Source organism: Micromonospora sp. NPDC047812, from assembly GCF_040704175.1.
Lineage (GTDB): Bacteria > Actinomycetota > Actinomycetes > Mycobacteriales > Micromonosporaceae > Micromonospora.
The window spans coordinates 101123-116633 of sequence record NZ_JBEYRY010000005.1; the positions used below are offsets into that span (position 1 = coordinate 101123).

General features: G+C 74.2%; 11 protein-coding genes. 8 read left to right on the forward strand and 3 right to left on the reverse strand.

The genetic code is table 11. The features are described 5' to 3' along the window. Window positions 1–85: 85 nt before the first annotated feature. Complete coding sequence (locus AB0883_RS20345) at window positions 86–4153, forward strand: polymorphic toxin-type HINT domain-containing protein (RefSeq protein WP_366642738.1); 4068 nt, start codon at window positions 86–88, stop codon at window positions 4151–4153. A 9-nt stretch (window positions 4154–4162) separates the two neighbouring features. Further along, the gene (locus AB0883_RS20350) at window positions 4163–4759 is read left to right on the forward strand and encodes a hypothetical protein (RefSeq protein WP_366642739.1); all 597 of its coding nucleotides are present in this window, start codon (window positions 4163–4165) and stop codon (window positions 4757–4759) included. 151 nt (window positions 4760–4910) lie between these two features. Here the strand turns inward: AB0883_RS20350 and AB0883_RS20355 are convergent, their stop codons facing one another. Beyond that, entirely contained in the window at window positions 4911–6020 is a 1110-nt protein-coding gene (locus AB0883_RS20355; RefSeq protein WP_366642740.1) for a winged helix DNA-binding domain-containing protein, read from the reverse strand. A 126-nt stretch (window positions 6021–6146) separates the two neighbouring features. Here AB0883_RS20355 and AB0883_RS20360 point away from each other — a divergent pair, with 126 nt between their 5' ends. The 3 genes from AB0883_RS20360 (at window position 6147) to AB0883_RS20370 (ending at window position 7729) form a co-directional block, all read left to right on the forward strand. Further along, complete coding sequence (locus AB0883_RS20360; RefSeq protein WP_366642741.1) at window positions 6147–6536, forward strand: DUF4190 domain-containing protein; 390 nt, start codon at window positions 6147–6149, stop codon at window positions 6534–6536. A gap of 69 nt (window positions 6537–6605) precedes the next feature. Next, complete coding sequence (locus AB0883_RS20365) at window positions 6606–7364, forward strand: HipA family kinase (protein ID WP_366642742.1); 759 nt, start codon at window positions 6606–6608, stop codon at window positions 7362–7364. Beyond that, window positions 7361–7729 (forward strand): DUF3037 domain-containing protein, encoded by a 369-nt coding sequence (locus AB0883_RS20370; RefSeq protein ID WP_366642743.1) that lies wholly within the window; start codon window positions 7361–7363, stop codon window positions 7727–7729. Before AB0883_RS20365 ends, AB0883_RS20370 begins: the two co-directional genes overlap by 4 nt. A gap of 213 nt (window positions 7730–7942) precedes the next feature. Here the strand turns inward: AB0883_RS20370 and AB0883_RS20375 are convergent, their stop codons facing one another. Continuing rightward, window positions 7943–8431 carry a GNAT family N-acetyltransferase gene (locus tag AB0883_RS20375; RefSeq protein WP_366642744.1) on the reverse strand — a complete coding sequence of 163 codons (489 nt, stop codon included), beginning with the start codon at window positions 8429–8431 and terminating at the stop codon, window positions 7943–7945. 115 nt (window positions 8432–8546) lie between these two features. Here AB0883_RS20375 and wrbA point away from each other — a divergent pair, with 115 nt between their 5' ends. Further along, window positions 8547–9164: an NAD(P)H:quinone oxidoreductase gene (wrbA, locus tag AB0883_RS20380; protein ID WP_366642745.1), complete on the forward strand. Its 618-nt coding sequence runs from the start codon at window positions 8547–8549 to the stop codon at window positions 9162–9164. Window positions 9165–9299: 135 nt separating this feature from the next. On the opposite strand, the gene AB0883_RS20385 is transcribed toward wrbA, so the two are convergent. Beyond that, window positions 9300–11240, reverse strand: coding sequence for an anthranilate synthase family protein (locus tag AB0883_RS20385; RefSeq protein WP_366642746.1), 1941 nt, complete (start codon window positions 11238–11240; stop codon window positions 9300–9302). A gap of 253 nt (window positions 11241–11493) precedes the next feature. Here AB0883_RS20385 and AB0883_RS20390 point away from each other — a divergent pair, with 253 nt between their 5' ends. Together AB0883_RS20390 and AB0883_RS20395 are read left to right on the forward strand one after the other, a co-directional pair. Next, complete coding sequence (locus tag AB0883_RS20390) at window positions 11494–12873, forward strand: FGGY family carbohydrate kinase (RefSeq protein WP_366642747.1); 1380 nt, start codon at window positions 11494–11496, stop codon at window positions 12871–12873. 216 nt (window positions 12874–13089) lie between these two features. After that, entirely contained in the window at window positions 13090–15507 is a 2418-nt protein-coding gene (locus AB0883_RS20395; protein ID WP_366642748.1) for a nitrate- and nitrite sensing domain-containing protein, read from the forward strand. Window positions 15508–15511 lie beyond the last annotated feature (4 nt).

The window sequence follows — 15511 nt, forward strand, 5'->3', positions numbered from 1 at the left end:
AACTGAGCCGTCCTTACCAGGGAAGGCTTGCATGATTCACCGACGAAAGGCGCGGGCGACCGCGTCGTGGTTCAGACGCGCGACGGTGACCGGGCTGGTTGTGGCCCTTACCGCGGGCCTGGCCGGCGTACCGGCCAGAGCCGACGAGGCGCTCGATGTTCTCGACAACCGTTATGCGGCTGTCCTGCTGTTGAAGACGGGGGGTGCGAACGTCGCCCGGGCGGCGGAGGACGCCCTCGTCGGCTCCGACCAAGCTGTCACGACCTTCCTCGATACGGGCTACTTCGATGCCCGGCAACAGGACGACCTGGTCAAGGTGGAGGAGTACGCCGGTCTCGGCGGTACCACCATGAAGCAGGCCGCCGAGAACGCCCTCAACGGATCCGTCGCGGATCGGCGTGCCTTCCTCAACGGCGGTTGGGAGGCGGCGTTCGCCGTCGACGAGCGGATCCGCCTCGCCCAGGTCATCGACGCCGGGGGCAACGAGGTGAAGCGCGCGGGCCAGGCGGCCCTGGCCAGCGGCGACGACGCCGTCACCGAGTTCCTCTCCACCGGCCAGTACGCGGCCCGCGAAATCGACGACCGGATCCGGGTCGGGCAGATCCTCTTCGGCGGTGGTCCCTACGTGAAGGCCGCCGCCCAGGCGGCGCTGAACGGCACCGCCGACGATCTCCGCGAGTTCCTGCTCCACGGCCAGCACGTGGCGCGGGCGCGGGACCAGGAGATGCTGACCGTCACGCAGCTGGCCGACCTGTCCCGGGAGGCCGGACAGCTCGCGGCGCAGGAGACCCTGCACGCCGAGCAGGCGGCGGACCGTGCCGTCGAGTCGGCCCGTCGTGCCAAGGAAGCGGCGCAGCGGGCCGCCGCCGAGACCATCGCGGCGAAGGACTCGGCCAAGGACGCCGCCGCTGCCGCTGCCCGGGCCGCGGCAGCGGCCGGCCGGGCCGCGGACGCTGCCAAGCGCGCCATCGGCGCGGCCAATGCCGCGAGTTCCGCGGCCCGGGTAGCCTCGGCCTCCGCGGCGCGCGCCGCGCAGGCCGCCGCCCTGGCCGGGTCTGCGGCCTCGAAGGCGTACACGGCCGCGTCGAACGCCGCGTCCGACGCGACCAAGGCTCAGCAGGCCCGCGATGCCGCGAAGGTGGCCAGGGACGCCGCGAAGCAGGCTCGCCGGGCCGCCGACGCGTCCGCGGCGTCACAGCGTGCCTCAGCGGCGGCGGACAAGGCCGGAGTCGCGGCGGCGAGCGCCGCGGCCAACTCGATCGCGGCGGCGAACGCCGCTGATGAGGCGGCGGCGCAGTCCAATGTGTCGGCGGCCGAAGCGGCCAAGGCCCGGGAGGCTGCCGCACGGGCACGGGCAAAGGCGGAGGAGTCACAGCGGGCAGCCAACGCGGCCGCCGCCGAGGCTCGCCGGGCGGCGGTTGCGGCGGGGCAGGCGACGACCGCGGCGAGAGCCTCGGCGACCCATGCCGACAACGCGGCCGCTGCCGCGGAGGAGGCGGCCGCGCACGCCGGAGACGCCGCGTACGCGGCGCAGAAGGCGTCCCAACACGCCACGAACGCCCTCGCTGCGGCGGACGCCGCAGCAACCGCGGCTGAGCAGGCCCGCGAGGTGGAGGCGGACGCCCGCGCGGCGGACGCCGAGAGACTGAAGGCCATCATCGCCGAGGGTGTCATGGCCGCTGAGGTGGAACGCAAGGAGGAGGAGGCGCGGCTAGCCCAGGCTGCGTGGGACGAGGCCCAGGAGAAGCAGCGGGACGAGGAGACGCGTCGGCTGCTCGCCGAAGCGACCGCACCAGGGGCTCCGGCCGACGTGGTGCTCACCAACGGGCGCCGGGTCGCCGCGCGTTTGACGCAGACGGGCGGGGTGTGGACCCGGACGGCGGCCGAGAGGGCGCTGACCGGCTCCGAGCTCGACATCCGGGCCTTCCTGCAGCACGAACTGCCGCTGGCAGCGGCCCAGGACGACCGGGCCGTGCTGACCCATCTGGCGGACACCGCCCCCAAGCCGGCGTTCAAGGCCGCAGCAGAGGCCGCGCTCTCCGGCACGGACGCGGAGGTACGGGAATTCCTCCGCACGCACAGCTACCCGGGCAAGGCTGACGACGACCGCATCCTGATCGGCCAACTCATCACCGCGGGCGGGCCGACCATGAGGACGGCGGGACAGGCTGCGCTCAACGGCACCGACCAGGACCGGCACGAATTCCTCAGGGTCGGGCGGTACGCGGCGGCGGAGGCGGACGACCGGATCAAGGTCGGGCAGATCATGACCGACGGTGGACCGGAGGTGAAGGCGGCGGCGACGATCGCCCTGGCCGGCCCGCGGACGGCGCTGCGGCACTTCCTGGACGCGGGTCAGTACAAGGCACGGCAGCGTGACGGCGAGACCACCGCCCACGTGGCGAAGGTGCGTGCCTTGGTGGCGGACGCGGCGCGCGTTGCGGCGCTGGCCCGGGTCGACGCAGCCCGGGCGGCGGAGGCTGCCGCGCGGGCCCGTGCGGCAGCGGCGGAAGCAGAGGAGTACGCCCGCCAGGCGGAGGTTTCGTCCCAGGCTGCGCAGCAGTTCGCGTCGCAGGCACGGCAGTCCGCGCAGGACGCTCAACAGTCGGCGGCGGAAGCCGCAGCATCCGCCCAGACGGCGAAGGACGCTGCTGCCCGAGCCCGCTCCTCGGCCAGGGCCGCCGAGACCTCCGCGGCCCAGGCGACGACGTCGGCCTCCCGGGCGGCGAACTACGCGGTGGACGCGCAACGCTCGGCCGAGCGGGCCCGCGCCTCGGCGGAGGAGGCCGGCAAGAGCGCGGCGGAGGCCCGGCAGTTCGCCACGGAGGCGCTGCAGGCCGCCATCGACCTGCAGCGTCGGGAGGCCGAGGCCCGCCGACAGGCCGGCCAGCCGGACACCGGTAGCGCGGAGTGCGATATTCGCCTGCACCTGCACGGCATCTGCAAGAATCCGCTCCTCGGCGCGATCGAGCGGGGCGACAACTGGTGCACCATCCAGTGGGGACACGGGCCGCTCTGTGACGGGGTGGTCAAGTACTACGACGAGAAGAACGCGGCGGAAGGGAAGATCGTCGGCCAGCTCCTGCTGACCATCTGCGGGTTCATTCCCGTGGTGGGGGAGCCGTGCGACGCGGTCGACGCGCTGATCGCCTATCTGGAAGGGGATACCGAGGGAGCGTTGACCTCACTTGCCGCGATGGTTCCCATCGTCGGCTGGATCGGGGGTGGCAAACGCGGCGTCGACCTGCTGCGCGAGCTGTACAAGTTCGGCAGCAAGTCGTGCAAGAAGGCCAGCAGCTTCCTCCCCGGCACCCCGGTGGTCCTAGCTGACGGCACGACGCGGCCGATCGAGCAGTTGCGGATCGGTGACGAGGTGCTCGCCACGGACCCGGTCAACGACGTGACGGTCGGACGCCCGGTCGTCCGGACCATCAACAGCGAGGGTGAGAAGAAGCTCGTCAAGGTCAGCGTGGACACCGATGGCTCTGCTGGTGAGGCGACCGCCACGGTGACGGCGACCGAAAACCACCCGTTCTGGGTGCCGGAGCTCGCCAGGTGGCTACCCGCCGGTGAGTTGCGAGCGGGACAGTGGCTGCGTACGTCGTCGGGAACGAAGGTCCAGGTGGCAGCGGTCGCCCGGCAGACGGCGGTGACCCGGGTCCACAATCTCACCGTCGCCGACCTGCACACCTACTACATCGCCGTACCGGGCGCGTCGGCGCTGGTCCACAACACCAGCGCCTGCAAGGTGATCAATGACGAGCACCTGGACGACATCGAGCGCGCACAGGCCCACGAAATTGGTGATCACCTCGGTGGCAAGGAATTCAAGGGTCCGCCTCGCTCGAAGTACCCGGCCATCGACGGCTGGTTGGACGGCGTCCCCATCCAACTCAAGAACACCACTTCCCGTAGCCCGGCTGCAGTCCAGACGTACGTCGTCGAGGCCGAGAAGAAGTTGATCAATGATGGGCAGTACAGGGATGCGATTGTCTATGTCCGGGCCAACAATCTGGACGAGGCGAGGATGCGTGACTTCATCGCGCAGGGCGCCCACGCTATAAAAGCAATTACCACCCAGGGTTGGGTCAAGGAGATCCACATCAAGACCAGCCAGGGCTGGATCCGTTGTGTTGCTGGTACCTGCAGCTAGGCTTCGTTCATGTCGATCGAGTGGCTTAGCCGAGTGAACCGTGGATTCCTCCTTCGCGACGCGCTCGATCTTACGGGCGTCCGGTTGGCCGGTCTGACCGGCTGGCCGGACGCCCGTGGGCGCGTCGAAGCGTGCGATGCCACTAGGGCCCGCCTCCATGGTGGTCCGAGCAAGCCGGTTGGGGAGGCGGTGCTAAATCGGCGAATTGATCCCGATCTTGTGCAGCCGGCACAACCTGATGCCCTGACCGAGGTCGTTGACGTGTGCTTCGAGGTTTCGGACTGGGAGGCTGCGGTTCTCGTCAGCGTCAGCCAGTTCGGGCTACGGACGGAGGACCCGGAGACGGGCATGTTCGCGTGGGTGACCCCGTGGCGGACGTCGGCGTCAATGGTGTTGGGTATCGCCGCGACCCTGGCGTTCGCAGAATGTGGCGGTGGGGAGGTCATCGACGAGTCCGGCCGGCTGTCCGAGTCACGCTTGAACCCGCCGACCCAGTTGTACGAACAGTTGCGCGCGAGGACGGTGCAGGAGTCCCCGGAGGCTGCCGTCAATGCGGTGCTGAACCGGACGCGACTGCGATGGGGGACATCCTCCCGCCTTAACTGACCTGGGTCTGACGCGGCGACTGATCCGGGCGCGCGTGTCACCGGGTTCCCCGGCTCAGGCCAGGACGCTGTACGAGTGCAGGCCCCGCCGAGTGGGCGGGGACCCGGTGACAGACGCCCGGAGGTGGGAGCAGCCGTTGCCGGCTCTCCGCTCAAGCGGGCCAGTCGACGCGGAGCGGCAGGCCCAGGAAGTCGGCGTAGCGGCCCAGCGCTTCCGCCACGCGGGCCCGGGTCGGCTCGTCGAGGGGCACCAGCGGGAACACCGTGACCGTCACCCGGGTCCTGCCGACCGCGCGCTTCCACGTGCCCACGACCCGTCCGTCGTGGACGACCGTGGGCTGGAAGACGCCGTTGCGCCCCGGCACGATCGCGTCGGCGTGGGCGGGATCCAGCATCAGCGAGCGGTCCCTGAAGCCCAGCAGGTACTCGTCGAAGCCGGGCAGCACCAGCAGGTCGTCGACCGGCGCGCGGGGCGCGTCGAGCAGGGCCGCGTCGACGAGCGCCTCCTGCCCGTCCACCCGCACCGTCGTGAGGGCGTCGCCGGCCGCCGCGAAGCCCCGGCGCGCGTCGGTGAGCGTCAGCCCCGTCCAGCCGGCGAACTCCCGATCGGTGACGGGCCCGTGCCCACGCACGTAACGGCGGGCGAGGATCGCGAGGGCCTCGTCCCGCTCCGGTCGGCGCGCGTCGGGCGCCCACTCGTCGAGCAGGGCGAAGGTCTGCTCGGTGCCGACGTTGGGCGCGAGGCAGGTGACGCCGCGGACGCTGGCGTACCAGAGCAGGTGGTAGCCGCGCTGCTCGCCGGTGTCGATGCCGGCGGCCTCGAGCGCGGCCAGGCACCGGGCCCGGGTGAGCCGGCCGCCGCCGGCCAGCGCGGCGCCGAGCACGTCGAGCGCGCGGTCGGCGTCGGTCTCGGTCAGCCCGAGCTGCGCGCGGCGGGTGGCGGCGCCGGCCAGCGAGCGTACGCCGGTGAGCTCCAGCATCCAGCGGGCGTCGCCCGGCGGCACGAGGTGCACGGTGCCCCGCATCGGCCAGGTGCGCAGCGCCTCCCGGCGCTCCAGCGCGGCGTGCACGTCGGCGTGGCCGAGCGCGGGCAGCCGCACCCCGAGCGACCACATGCCGCTGGCCAGGTCCTGCGCCTGCATGGCCCCGAACCACTCCACCACGTCCGCCACCCCGGCGGGGCGCACCGTGGGATGCGGGCGCAGCAGCAGGCCGGTCATCCGCAGCGCGAGCGCCTGGCGCCCGGTCAGCTCCGCTGGCATCAGGCTCCTCCGCTCGGGTGGGGCACCAGCCTAGGGCCCACCCCCGACATCCGACGCATGACCGCCGCCACAGCGGGAAAGCGGCCGGCCAGCAGGCGCGCCGTCCGCGCGCCCGGAGGGAGCGACATGACCGCGTCCAGCGAGCCGGCCCGGGGTGCCGGCGTACCGACCCGTGCCGGCCGGGGCGGCCCGGCCGCCAAGACCAGCGCCGCCGCCGCCTTCGCCCTGGTCTTCGGGGTGGCCGCGCTGATCAGCGTGCTGACCGTGATCCTGTCCTGGATCGGCCTGCTGCTCGGCATCATCGGGGTGATCCTGGGCATCGTCGGGCTCAAGATGGCCGGTCGGCCCGGGGTGACCGGCCGGGGCGTCGCGATCGGCGGCCTGGTGCTCAGCGCCCTGGCGGTGCTGATCGGGCTGGCCTTCGCCGCCGGGGTCACCACCTTCCTCAACGACGAGGGCGGCGTGAACCGGATCCAGCAGGAGGTCGACGACCTGCGCGACCGCCTCGACAACTGACCCGGCGGCCCCTGCCGCGGCAGGCCGGGGCGCGCGGTGCGGGCACGTGCGCCCGACTAGGGTGGTCCCGTGCTCCGAGAGGTCTGCGGGATCCGGTACGTCACCCCGCTGCGCGAGGGCGGCTCGCTGCCCGGCGTGGTGGAGGCCGACGACCTCGGCACGTACGTGGCGAAGTTCCGGGGCGCCGGGCAGGGGCCCAAGGCGCTGGTCGCCGAGGTGGTCTGCGGCGAGCTGGCCCGTCGGCTGGGCCTGGCGGTGCCGCCGCTGGTGGTGCTCGACATCGACCCGGTGATCGGGCGCGCGGAGCCCGACCAGGAGGTGCAGGAGCTGCTGCGCAACAGTGGCGGCGCCAACCTGGGCATGGACTTCCTGCCCGGGGCGCTGGGCTACGACCCGATCGCGCACCCCGTCGAGCCGGCGCTCGCCTCCCGGGTGCTCTGGTTCGACGCGTACGTGGAGAACGTCGACCGCAGCTGGCGCAACCCCAACCTGCTCGTCTGGCACCGCGAACTCTGGCTGATCGACCACGGTGCCTGCCTGTACTTCCACCACAACTGGCCCCGCGCCGAGGCGGCGGTGCACCGGCCGTACCGGGCCGACGACCACGTGCTGGCGTCCTACGCGACCCGGGTGGCCGAGGCGGATGCCGAGTTGGCCCCGCGGGTGACCCGGGACGTGCTGGGCGAGGTGCTGGCGCTGGTGCCCGACGGCTGGCTGGCCGGCGCCGACTTCGACTCCGCCGACGCGGCCCGCGCGGCGTACGTGGACCATCTGGCCCGCCGGGTCGCGCGCCGGGAGGACTGGCTGCCGCAGGGGAGCGCGGCGTGAGGGAACCCTTCGAGTACGCCGTCGTGCGGCTGGTGCCCCGGGTGGAACGCGGCGAGCAGGTCAACGTCGGCGTGCTGCTCTACTGCCAGCGGCGGGACTTCCTCGGTGTGCGTACCCATCTGGACGCCGGCCGGGTGCGGGCGCTGGCCCCGCAGGTCGACCTCGCCGCGGTGGCGGCCGTGCTGGACTCCTGGGACCGGACCTGCGCCGGCGACGGCCCGTCGGGCGGCATGCGACTGGGGGAGCGGTTCCGCTGGCTGGCCGCCCCACGCAGCACGATGATCCAGACCGGGCCGGTGCACACCGGGCTGACCGCCGATCCGCCGGCCGAGCTGGAGCGGCTGATGGAGGCGCTGGTGCGCTGATCCGGCCTTCCTGATCGCGCTTCGCCGGCGACGCTGCCGGCGCAGCGCGATCCCCCGTTCAGGGTGGCCGGTGCCGGGCGGTTGCCGGTCCGCCGGCGCCGTGGGACCAGCATCCCCGGGCCGACGGTCGGCCGGCACCGGAACGCATCGAAACTTGCGGACATCTTGAGCTACCGCCGGCGGCGGGACCGTCCCCGTCGGGGCAGCGGGACGTCACAGTCGGCGGTGCATGACGAGCAGGTCCACGAAGCCCTGGACGGGGTGCCGGAACGCCTCCGGGACCCGCCCGACCACCTCGAAGCCGAGGGACCGCCAGAGCGCCACCGCGCGGGTGTTGGTCGCCACGACGGCGTTGAACTGCATGGCCCGGTAACCGTCGGCGCGGGCGAGCCCCAGCACGTGCTCGCCGAGGGCCCGCCCCACCCCGCGCCCGCCGGCGGCCGGGGCGACCATGAAGCTGGCGTTGGCGACGTGGTCGCCCGGTCCGAGCTGGTTGGGCGCCAGCTTGGCCGAGCCGAGCACCGTGCCGTCCGGGTCCACCGCGACGACCGTGCGGCCCGGCGGCGGCACCAGCCACATCACCCGGGCCCGCTCCTCGTCGACGTCCCGGGGCCAGGTGTACGTCTCGCCGGCCGCCACGATCTCCCGCAGGAAGGGCCAGATGAGCGGCCAGTCGTCGGTCGTCGCGGCTCTGATCTCCATGCTCCCAGCATCGCCCGCGGCGGGCGGGCCGGGCGCGCGATCCCCGGATGACCGTTTGACGGCGCAAACATCGGGTAGTCGCCGGAGCTGACCCGACATGAGGAGGGAACACCCGATGGCTGCCCAGACCAAGGTCGCGGTGATCTACTACAGCGCCACCGGCATCACGTACCAGATGGCGCAGGCGGCGTGCGAAGCCGCCGGCGAGGCGGGCGCCGAGGTGCGGCTGCGCAAGGTGCGCGAGCTGGCGCCCGACGAGGCGATCCGTTCCAACTCGGGTTGGCACGCGCACCACATGGAGACCCAGGACGTCCCCGAGGTGCAGCTGGACGACCTGTCGTGGGCCGACGTGGTGATCTTCGGAACCCCGACCCGGTACGGCGTGATGGCCGCCCAGCTCAAGCAGTTCATGGACACCACCGGGCCGCTGTGGTCGCAGGGCGCGCTGGCGAACAAGGTCTACGCCGCGTTCTGCTCGACGGCCACCTCGCACGGCGGGCAGGAGGCCACCCTGCTGTCGATGTTCAACGTCTTCTACCACTGGGGCGGGGTCGTGGTGACCCCCGGCTACACCGACCCGAGCCAGTTCGTCGCCGGCAACCCCTACGGCGCCTCGCACACCAGCAACAACGGCGAGACGGCGCCGGACGACATCGCGCTCGGCGCCTGCGCCCTGACCGCCAGGCGCGCGGTGCAGATCGGCGCGGCGCTCAAGGCGGGCCTGGCCGGCTGAGCCGGCGCTGCCGGTCGGTCGGCTGAGTCCGCGTTGCCGGTCTGTCGGCTGAGCCGGCGCGACCGGCGGCTCGGGCGGGGGCTCTCGACCCGTCCGGGCCGCCGGTCGCAGCACCCCTACCCCCGATCGGGTCGGCTATGCGCGCTCGGTCGCACCCGACAACCTTCCGGCCGCCGTCGACGGATGTCCCGCCGACGCCGGCAGCAGCCCGCGCAGCAGGTCGGCGAGGACGGCCACGCCGTCGGGGCTGAGCACCGACTCCGGATGGAACTGCACCCCCGCGAACCCCCGCCCGCGCAGCGCGTGCACCGCGCCGTCCGCCGCGTCCCGGGCCAGCTCCACGGGGCCGTACGGGGTGGCCAGCCGGTCGGCCTCGGCGCGCGCGGTGAAGGTGGAGTAGAAGCCGACCCGGCGGCGCGTGCCGAAGACGTCCACCTCCCGCTGGAGCCCCTGGTAGGGCGCGTCCCGGCGGTGCGGCGCCAGCCCGAGCAGGCCGGCGAGCAACTGGTGGCCCAGGCAGACGGCCAGGGTCGGGCGGCCCTCGGCGAGCAGCCCGGCGAGCAGCCCGCGCATCGTGCGCATCTTCGGCTCGGTGGCGCTGCCCGGGTCGCCCGGACCGGGGCCGACCACCACCAGGTCGTGGCCGTCCACCGGGCCGGCGGTGTGCCACGGTCGCAGCGTCACGGCCAGGCCGAGCGCGCCCAACTGGTGGGCCAGCATGCCGGTGAAGGTGTCCTCGCCGTCGACGATCAGCGCCCGCCGGCCGGCCAGCCCGGGCAGGCCACCGGCGCCCGGCGACCGCTGGTCCAGCCAGAACCGGGCCAGCGGCGCGTTGCGCGCGGCCAGCGCGGCCCGTACCTCCGGGTCGTCGGCGAGGCGTACGGCGGGCTCCGGGCCGCCTGCGGGCGCCTGCGGGCCGAGGCCCAGCGCGGCCAGCACGCCGGCCGCCTTGGCGTGCGTCTCGGCCACCTCGCCCTCGGCCGTCGAGTGCCGCACCAGGGTGGCCCCGACCGGCACCCGCAGCTCGCCGGCGGGGGAGATCTCGGCGGTCCGGATCAGGATCGGCGCGTCCAGGGTCTGCCGACCGGCGTCGTCGCGGCCGAGCAGCGCCAGCACCCCGGCGTAGTAGCGCCGCCCGGTGCGCTCGTGCCGGGCGATGACCCGGCAGGCGTTCTCCATCGGGCTGCCGGTGACGGTGGGCGCGAACATGGTCTCCCGCAGCACCTCGCGGACGTCCTTCGTGCCCCGGCCGGCGAGCAGGTACTCCGTGTGGGCCAGGTGGGACATCTCCTTGAGGTAGGGCCCGACCACCTGGCCGCCGTGCTCGGCGACCGTGGCCATCATCTTCAGCTCCTCGTCGAGCACCATGTACAGCTCCTCGACCTCCTTGGGGTCGGCGAGGAAGCGCAGCAGCGCGGCCCGGTCGGCGCCCGCGCCGGTGTGCCGGAAGGTGCCGCTGATCGGGTTCATCATGACCAGGCCGTCGTCGACGCTGACGTGCCGTTCCGGGCTGGCCCCGACCAGGATCCGGGTGCCGGTGTGCACCAGGAAGGTCCAGTACGCCCCCCGCTCGCCCCGCAGCAGCCGGCGCAACGCGGCCAGCGCGGCGACCAGCGGCGGGCCCTGCACGGTGGCGCGCAGGCAGCGGTGGATGACGAAGTTGGCGCCCTCGCCGCGCCCGATCTCCTCGGCGAGCACCCGGCCGACGGTGGCGGCGTACTCGTCGTCGGTGACGTCGAAGCCGGCGTCGGCGGTCCGTACGGGCACGTCGGGCAGCGCGGCGAGCGCCTCGGCCAGCCCGATCCGCTCGTGCCGGGCGATCTCGAGGAACTCCAGCGGTACGCCGTCGTCGACGCAGGCGAAGCCCCGTTCGGTGATCTGCCGGTAGGGCACCAGCGCCAGCGTCCGGGGGCCGGGCGGCCCGTCGGGCAGGGGGACGTCGGCGAGCCGGTCCGCCGTGCGTACCGCGCCGGTGAACAGCTCCAGGTGCGCGGCGCCCTCGCGGCGGACGAGCGCGAACGGGCCGGGTTCGCCGCCGCCGACGGCGGTGGCGAGCAGCTCGGTCAGGTCGGTCATGGGGTCTCCTCGGGCCGGGCGGCGCCGGGCGGGCGACCGGGAGGGCTGGGGAGAGACCGGCGGCCGCCTCGTCGGGCGGCCGCGTGGGAAGCTACGCGCGGGGGATGGCCGCCGGGTCGGCGGGCCACCAGCAGGACAGGTGCGCGAGCATGCGATCACCCTACGGCCCCGGGCGGGCACCGGAAAGCCGATCGGGCGTACGGCCCACCCGCTGGGACGCCGCGGCGCGGCGCACCGGGTAACTTGACCCGCGATGAACATTCTCGCGCTCGACCTGGGCACCTCGTCGGTACGCGGACTCGTGCTGGACACGGACGCCCGTCCGCTGCCCGGCGCGCTGGCCCGGCGCAAGGTGAGCCTCGTGGTGCACGACGACGGCACCGGCACGCTGGACGGCCCCGGCTACCTGGCCTGCCTGGCGGCGTGCCTGGACGAGCTGGCCGCCGCCGGGCACCTGCGCGACGTGTCGTTGGTGGCGACGTCCGCGCAGTGGCACTCGGTGGTCCCGGTCGGCGCCGACGGCGCGCCCCTCGGGTCGGTGCTGACCTGGTTGGACACCCGCCCCGAGGCCCTCGCGGGGGCGGCCGGCCCGGCGGACCCGGACGACTTCCACCGGCGCACCGGCACGTGGTGGCACCGCTGCTACTGGTCGATCCGGCTGCCCTGGTTGCGCGAGCACACCGGCGGGCGGATCGCCCGCTTCGCGGGCCTGGCCGAGTACGTGCTGGGCGAGCTGCTCGACTCGGCGCCCATGTCGATCTCCCAGGCCTCCGGCACGGGCCTGCTGGACCTGCGGACGCTGGACTGGGACGCCGAGGCGTGCGAGCTGGCCGGCAGCCGCGCCGACGAGCTGCCCGAGCTGGCGCCGAACGGGTGGCGGGGCCGGCTGCGGCCGGCGTACGCGCGGCGCTGGCCGCAGCTCGCCGACGTACCCTGGGCCGGCCCGGTGGGCGACGGCGCGGCGTCGAACGTCGGCTCGGGCTGCGTCGAGCCGGGCCGGGCCGCGGTGACGGTCGGCACGTCGGCGGCGGTCCGGCTGGTGCAGCGCGTCCCGGCGGGGCAGGCGATGCCGCCGCTGCCCGGGGAACTCTGGCGCTACCGGGTCGACCACGACCACGTGGTGACCGGCGCCGCGTACTCCTCCGGTGGGAACCTCTTCGCCTGGGCCGACCGGGAGCTGCGGCTGCCCGGGGGCAGCGAGTTGGAGGCCGCCCTGGCCCGGGTGCCGCACGAGGGCGGCCTGCCGGTGAACGTCCGCTTCGGCGGGGACCGGCCGCCCGGGTTGGCCCCGGCCGGTTCGGGCGCGCTGGGTGGCCTGAGCTTCGGCACCAGCGCGGTGGAGATCCTGGCCGGGCTGATGCGGGGTCTGTGCGATTTGGTCGCCGACGACCTCGTCGTGCTGGAGTCCACCGTCGACGAGTCGGTCGAGGTGGTGCTCGGCGGGGGCGCGATGGCCGCCTCCCGCTGGTGGCGTACGGCGTTCGCGGCGGCGCTCGCGCCCCGGCCGGTGTGGTACGGGAGCAACCCGGAGGTCGGGGCGAGTGGCGCGGCGCTGGTGGCCCTGGGCCGCGTCGGTGACGCCTCCCGGCTCGCCGCCATCGTCCGGACGGACGAGACCGCCTCACCCTCCTGATTGGCACCTCAGCCCGCCCCGTTGACACGGCTCGCGGGCCTGGTTGGATGGACTCCGCTCCCCGGCTCGCGGCGGACGCGGGACTGGGAGGGGGTACGTGTGGGGGGAGGTCCGGAACCGCCCGACGACACGGCGTCGGCGCATCGCCGGCGCCGGTTCGACGTCCGGGTGGTACCGCACCGTCGCCGCTCCCCGTTCCGGCTGCGGGACTGGCGGATGCGCACGAAGCTCGTCACCGTGCTGGTCATCCCGTCGGTCGCGTTCCTGGTGCTGGCCGGCGTGCAGACCCACACCCTGGTGGGGCGGACGACCGCGCTGGGTGACTTCGCCCAGCAGGTCGGCATCGGCCGGGAGATCGTCGCGCTGGTGCACCAGCTCCAGCAGGAACGCGACCGGGCGGCCGGTGAGCTGGGCGAGCTGCGCCGAGGTGGCGCGGGGGCCGACCGGGACTCGGCGATCGTCGTGCTGAAGCCCTTGCAGGCGGCCACCGACCAGGCGTTGCGCGACCTGCGCCGGGCCGCCGGGCCGCTGGCCGACGCCGACGCCTCCTGGCGGGTCGCCTACTCCGAGGTGCTGGAGGCCTACGAACAGGTCGCCTACATCCGGGCCGCGATTCCCCCGGCGGTGCTGGGCAGTGACACCATCCTGAGCAACTACCACCGGGCCGTCGACGCGCTGCTGCGCCTGCTCGCCGAGCCCACGCCGGGCGAGGACCGGCCGGCGCTCAGCGACGCGGTGCTGCGCTACGTGCAGCTCGCCCGGGTCAAGGAACTCTCCTCGCGGGTCCGGGCCCAGCTCTACGAGGCCGCCCGCGCCGGCCGGTACGGCGTGGAGGACCAGGTGGTCCTGACCGACCTGCGCGCCCAGCAGTTGACCGCCCTGGGCGCGTTCCGGGTCGCCGCCACCGCCGAGCAGGTCCGCCGCTACGACGAGACCTCGACGGATCCGGCGTTCCTGGCGGCGACCCGGCTGGAGGAGCAGAGCCTGGCGACCGGGTCCGCCACGCCGAGCGTGCTGCCGGCGCCACAGTGGTGGGCGGCCGGCGAGCAACGTCAGGAGCTGCTCCGTCGCATCGAGGCGTCGGTGCTCGACGACGCCGTACGGCAGGCCGACGAGGTGAGCGCGACTCAGCTGCGGACCACGCTGCTCGTCGTCGGCAGCATCCTCTCGGTGCTGCTGGTGGCCCTGCTCATCTCCGTGCTCGTCGGCCGGTCCATCGCCCGGTCGATGCGGCTGCTGCGCGGCCAGGCGCTGCGGATCGCCCAGCTGGAGCTGCCGGACGCCCTGGACCGGCTGCGTACGGTGACCGGGGGCGTCCCGACCATCGAGGTCCCGCCGGCGGTGGTCCGTTCGCTCGACGAGATCGGCGAGCTGGCGGAGGCGTTCGTCGCGGTGCACCGCAGCGCGGTCAACGTCGCCGTCGAGCAGGCGACCACCCGGCGCAACGTCAACGCGATGTTCGTCAACCTCGCCCGGCGCAGCCAGGTGCTCGTGGAGCGCCAGTTGGAGCTGCTCGACGACCTGGAGCGCGAGGAGAGCGACCCGGACCAGCTGGAGAACCTCTTCAAGCTCGACCACCTGGCCGCCCGCATGCGGCGCAACGACGACAGCCTGCTGGTGCTCGCCGGGACCGAGTCGACCCGCCGGTGGAACCGGCCGGTGGGGCTCGGCGCGATGCTGCTCGCCGCCAGCGCCGAGATCGAGCAGTACCAGCGGGTGCGGCACGGGGCGGTCGCCGACCTGCACGTCGTCGGCCACGCCGTCGGTGAGCTGGTCCACGTCCTGGCCGAGCTGCTGGAGAACGCCACCTCCTTCTCCCGTCCCGACACGGTCGTGGCGGTCACCGCCCGGCCCGAGGGCGCCGGCGCGCTCATCGAGATCGTCGACCGGGGGCTCGGCATGAGCCCGGCCGCGCTGGCCGAGGCGAACGCTGTCCTCGCCACCCCGCCGGCGGCCGACGTGGCGACGGTCGAGCGGATGGGCCTGTTCGTGGTGAGCCACCTGGCCGCCCGGCTGCGCGTCGAGGTGCGCCTGGACGGCGGCGAGGACGGCCTCGTCGCCCGGGTGCGGCTGCCCGGTGACCTGCTGGCGCCGGCACCCGAGCGGGAGACGCCCGTCCCGGCCCGGATGCTGACCGCCTCGGCGGCCGGCACGACCTGGGACGGGGTGCCGGTGGCCGGGCGGCTGCCGGTGTGGGGCGGTGCGCGGCCCGCGGGCGAGCTGCCGGTGGCCGGGCGCCGGCCCGAGGTCCCGCCCCGGCAGGCCCGGTCGGTGCCGGTGCGGGCCGAGGACGTGCTCGCCCCGGCGGCCCGGCCGCCCGCGTCGACCGGCGGGGGCTGGTGGTCCCGGCAGGGGCCGTCGCCCGGCCCGGTGCCGGGGACCTCGCCCACGCCGCCGGCCGTCCCGGTCACCGGTGGGACCAACGAGCGCGGCCTGCCCGTCCGGGTGCCGATGGCGCAGCTCTCCGCCGTCACGCGGCCGGAGCAGCCGGCGGTACGCCACGACCCGGACCCGGAGGCGGTCGGGGGAATGCTGTCCCGGCTCTACAGCGGGGTACGGCGGGCCGAGGCCGAGGACACCACGGAGATTTCCATGCCGCCGGGCGGCGTACACAGCGAAGGGGGACAGCGATGACGAC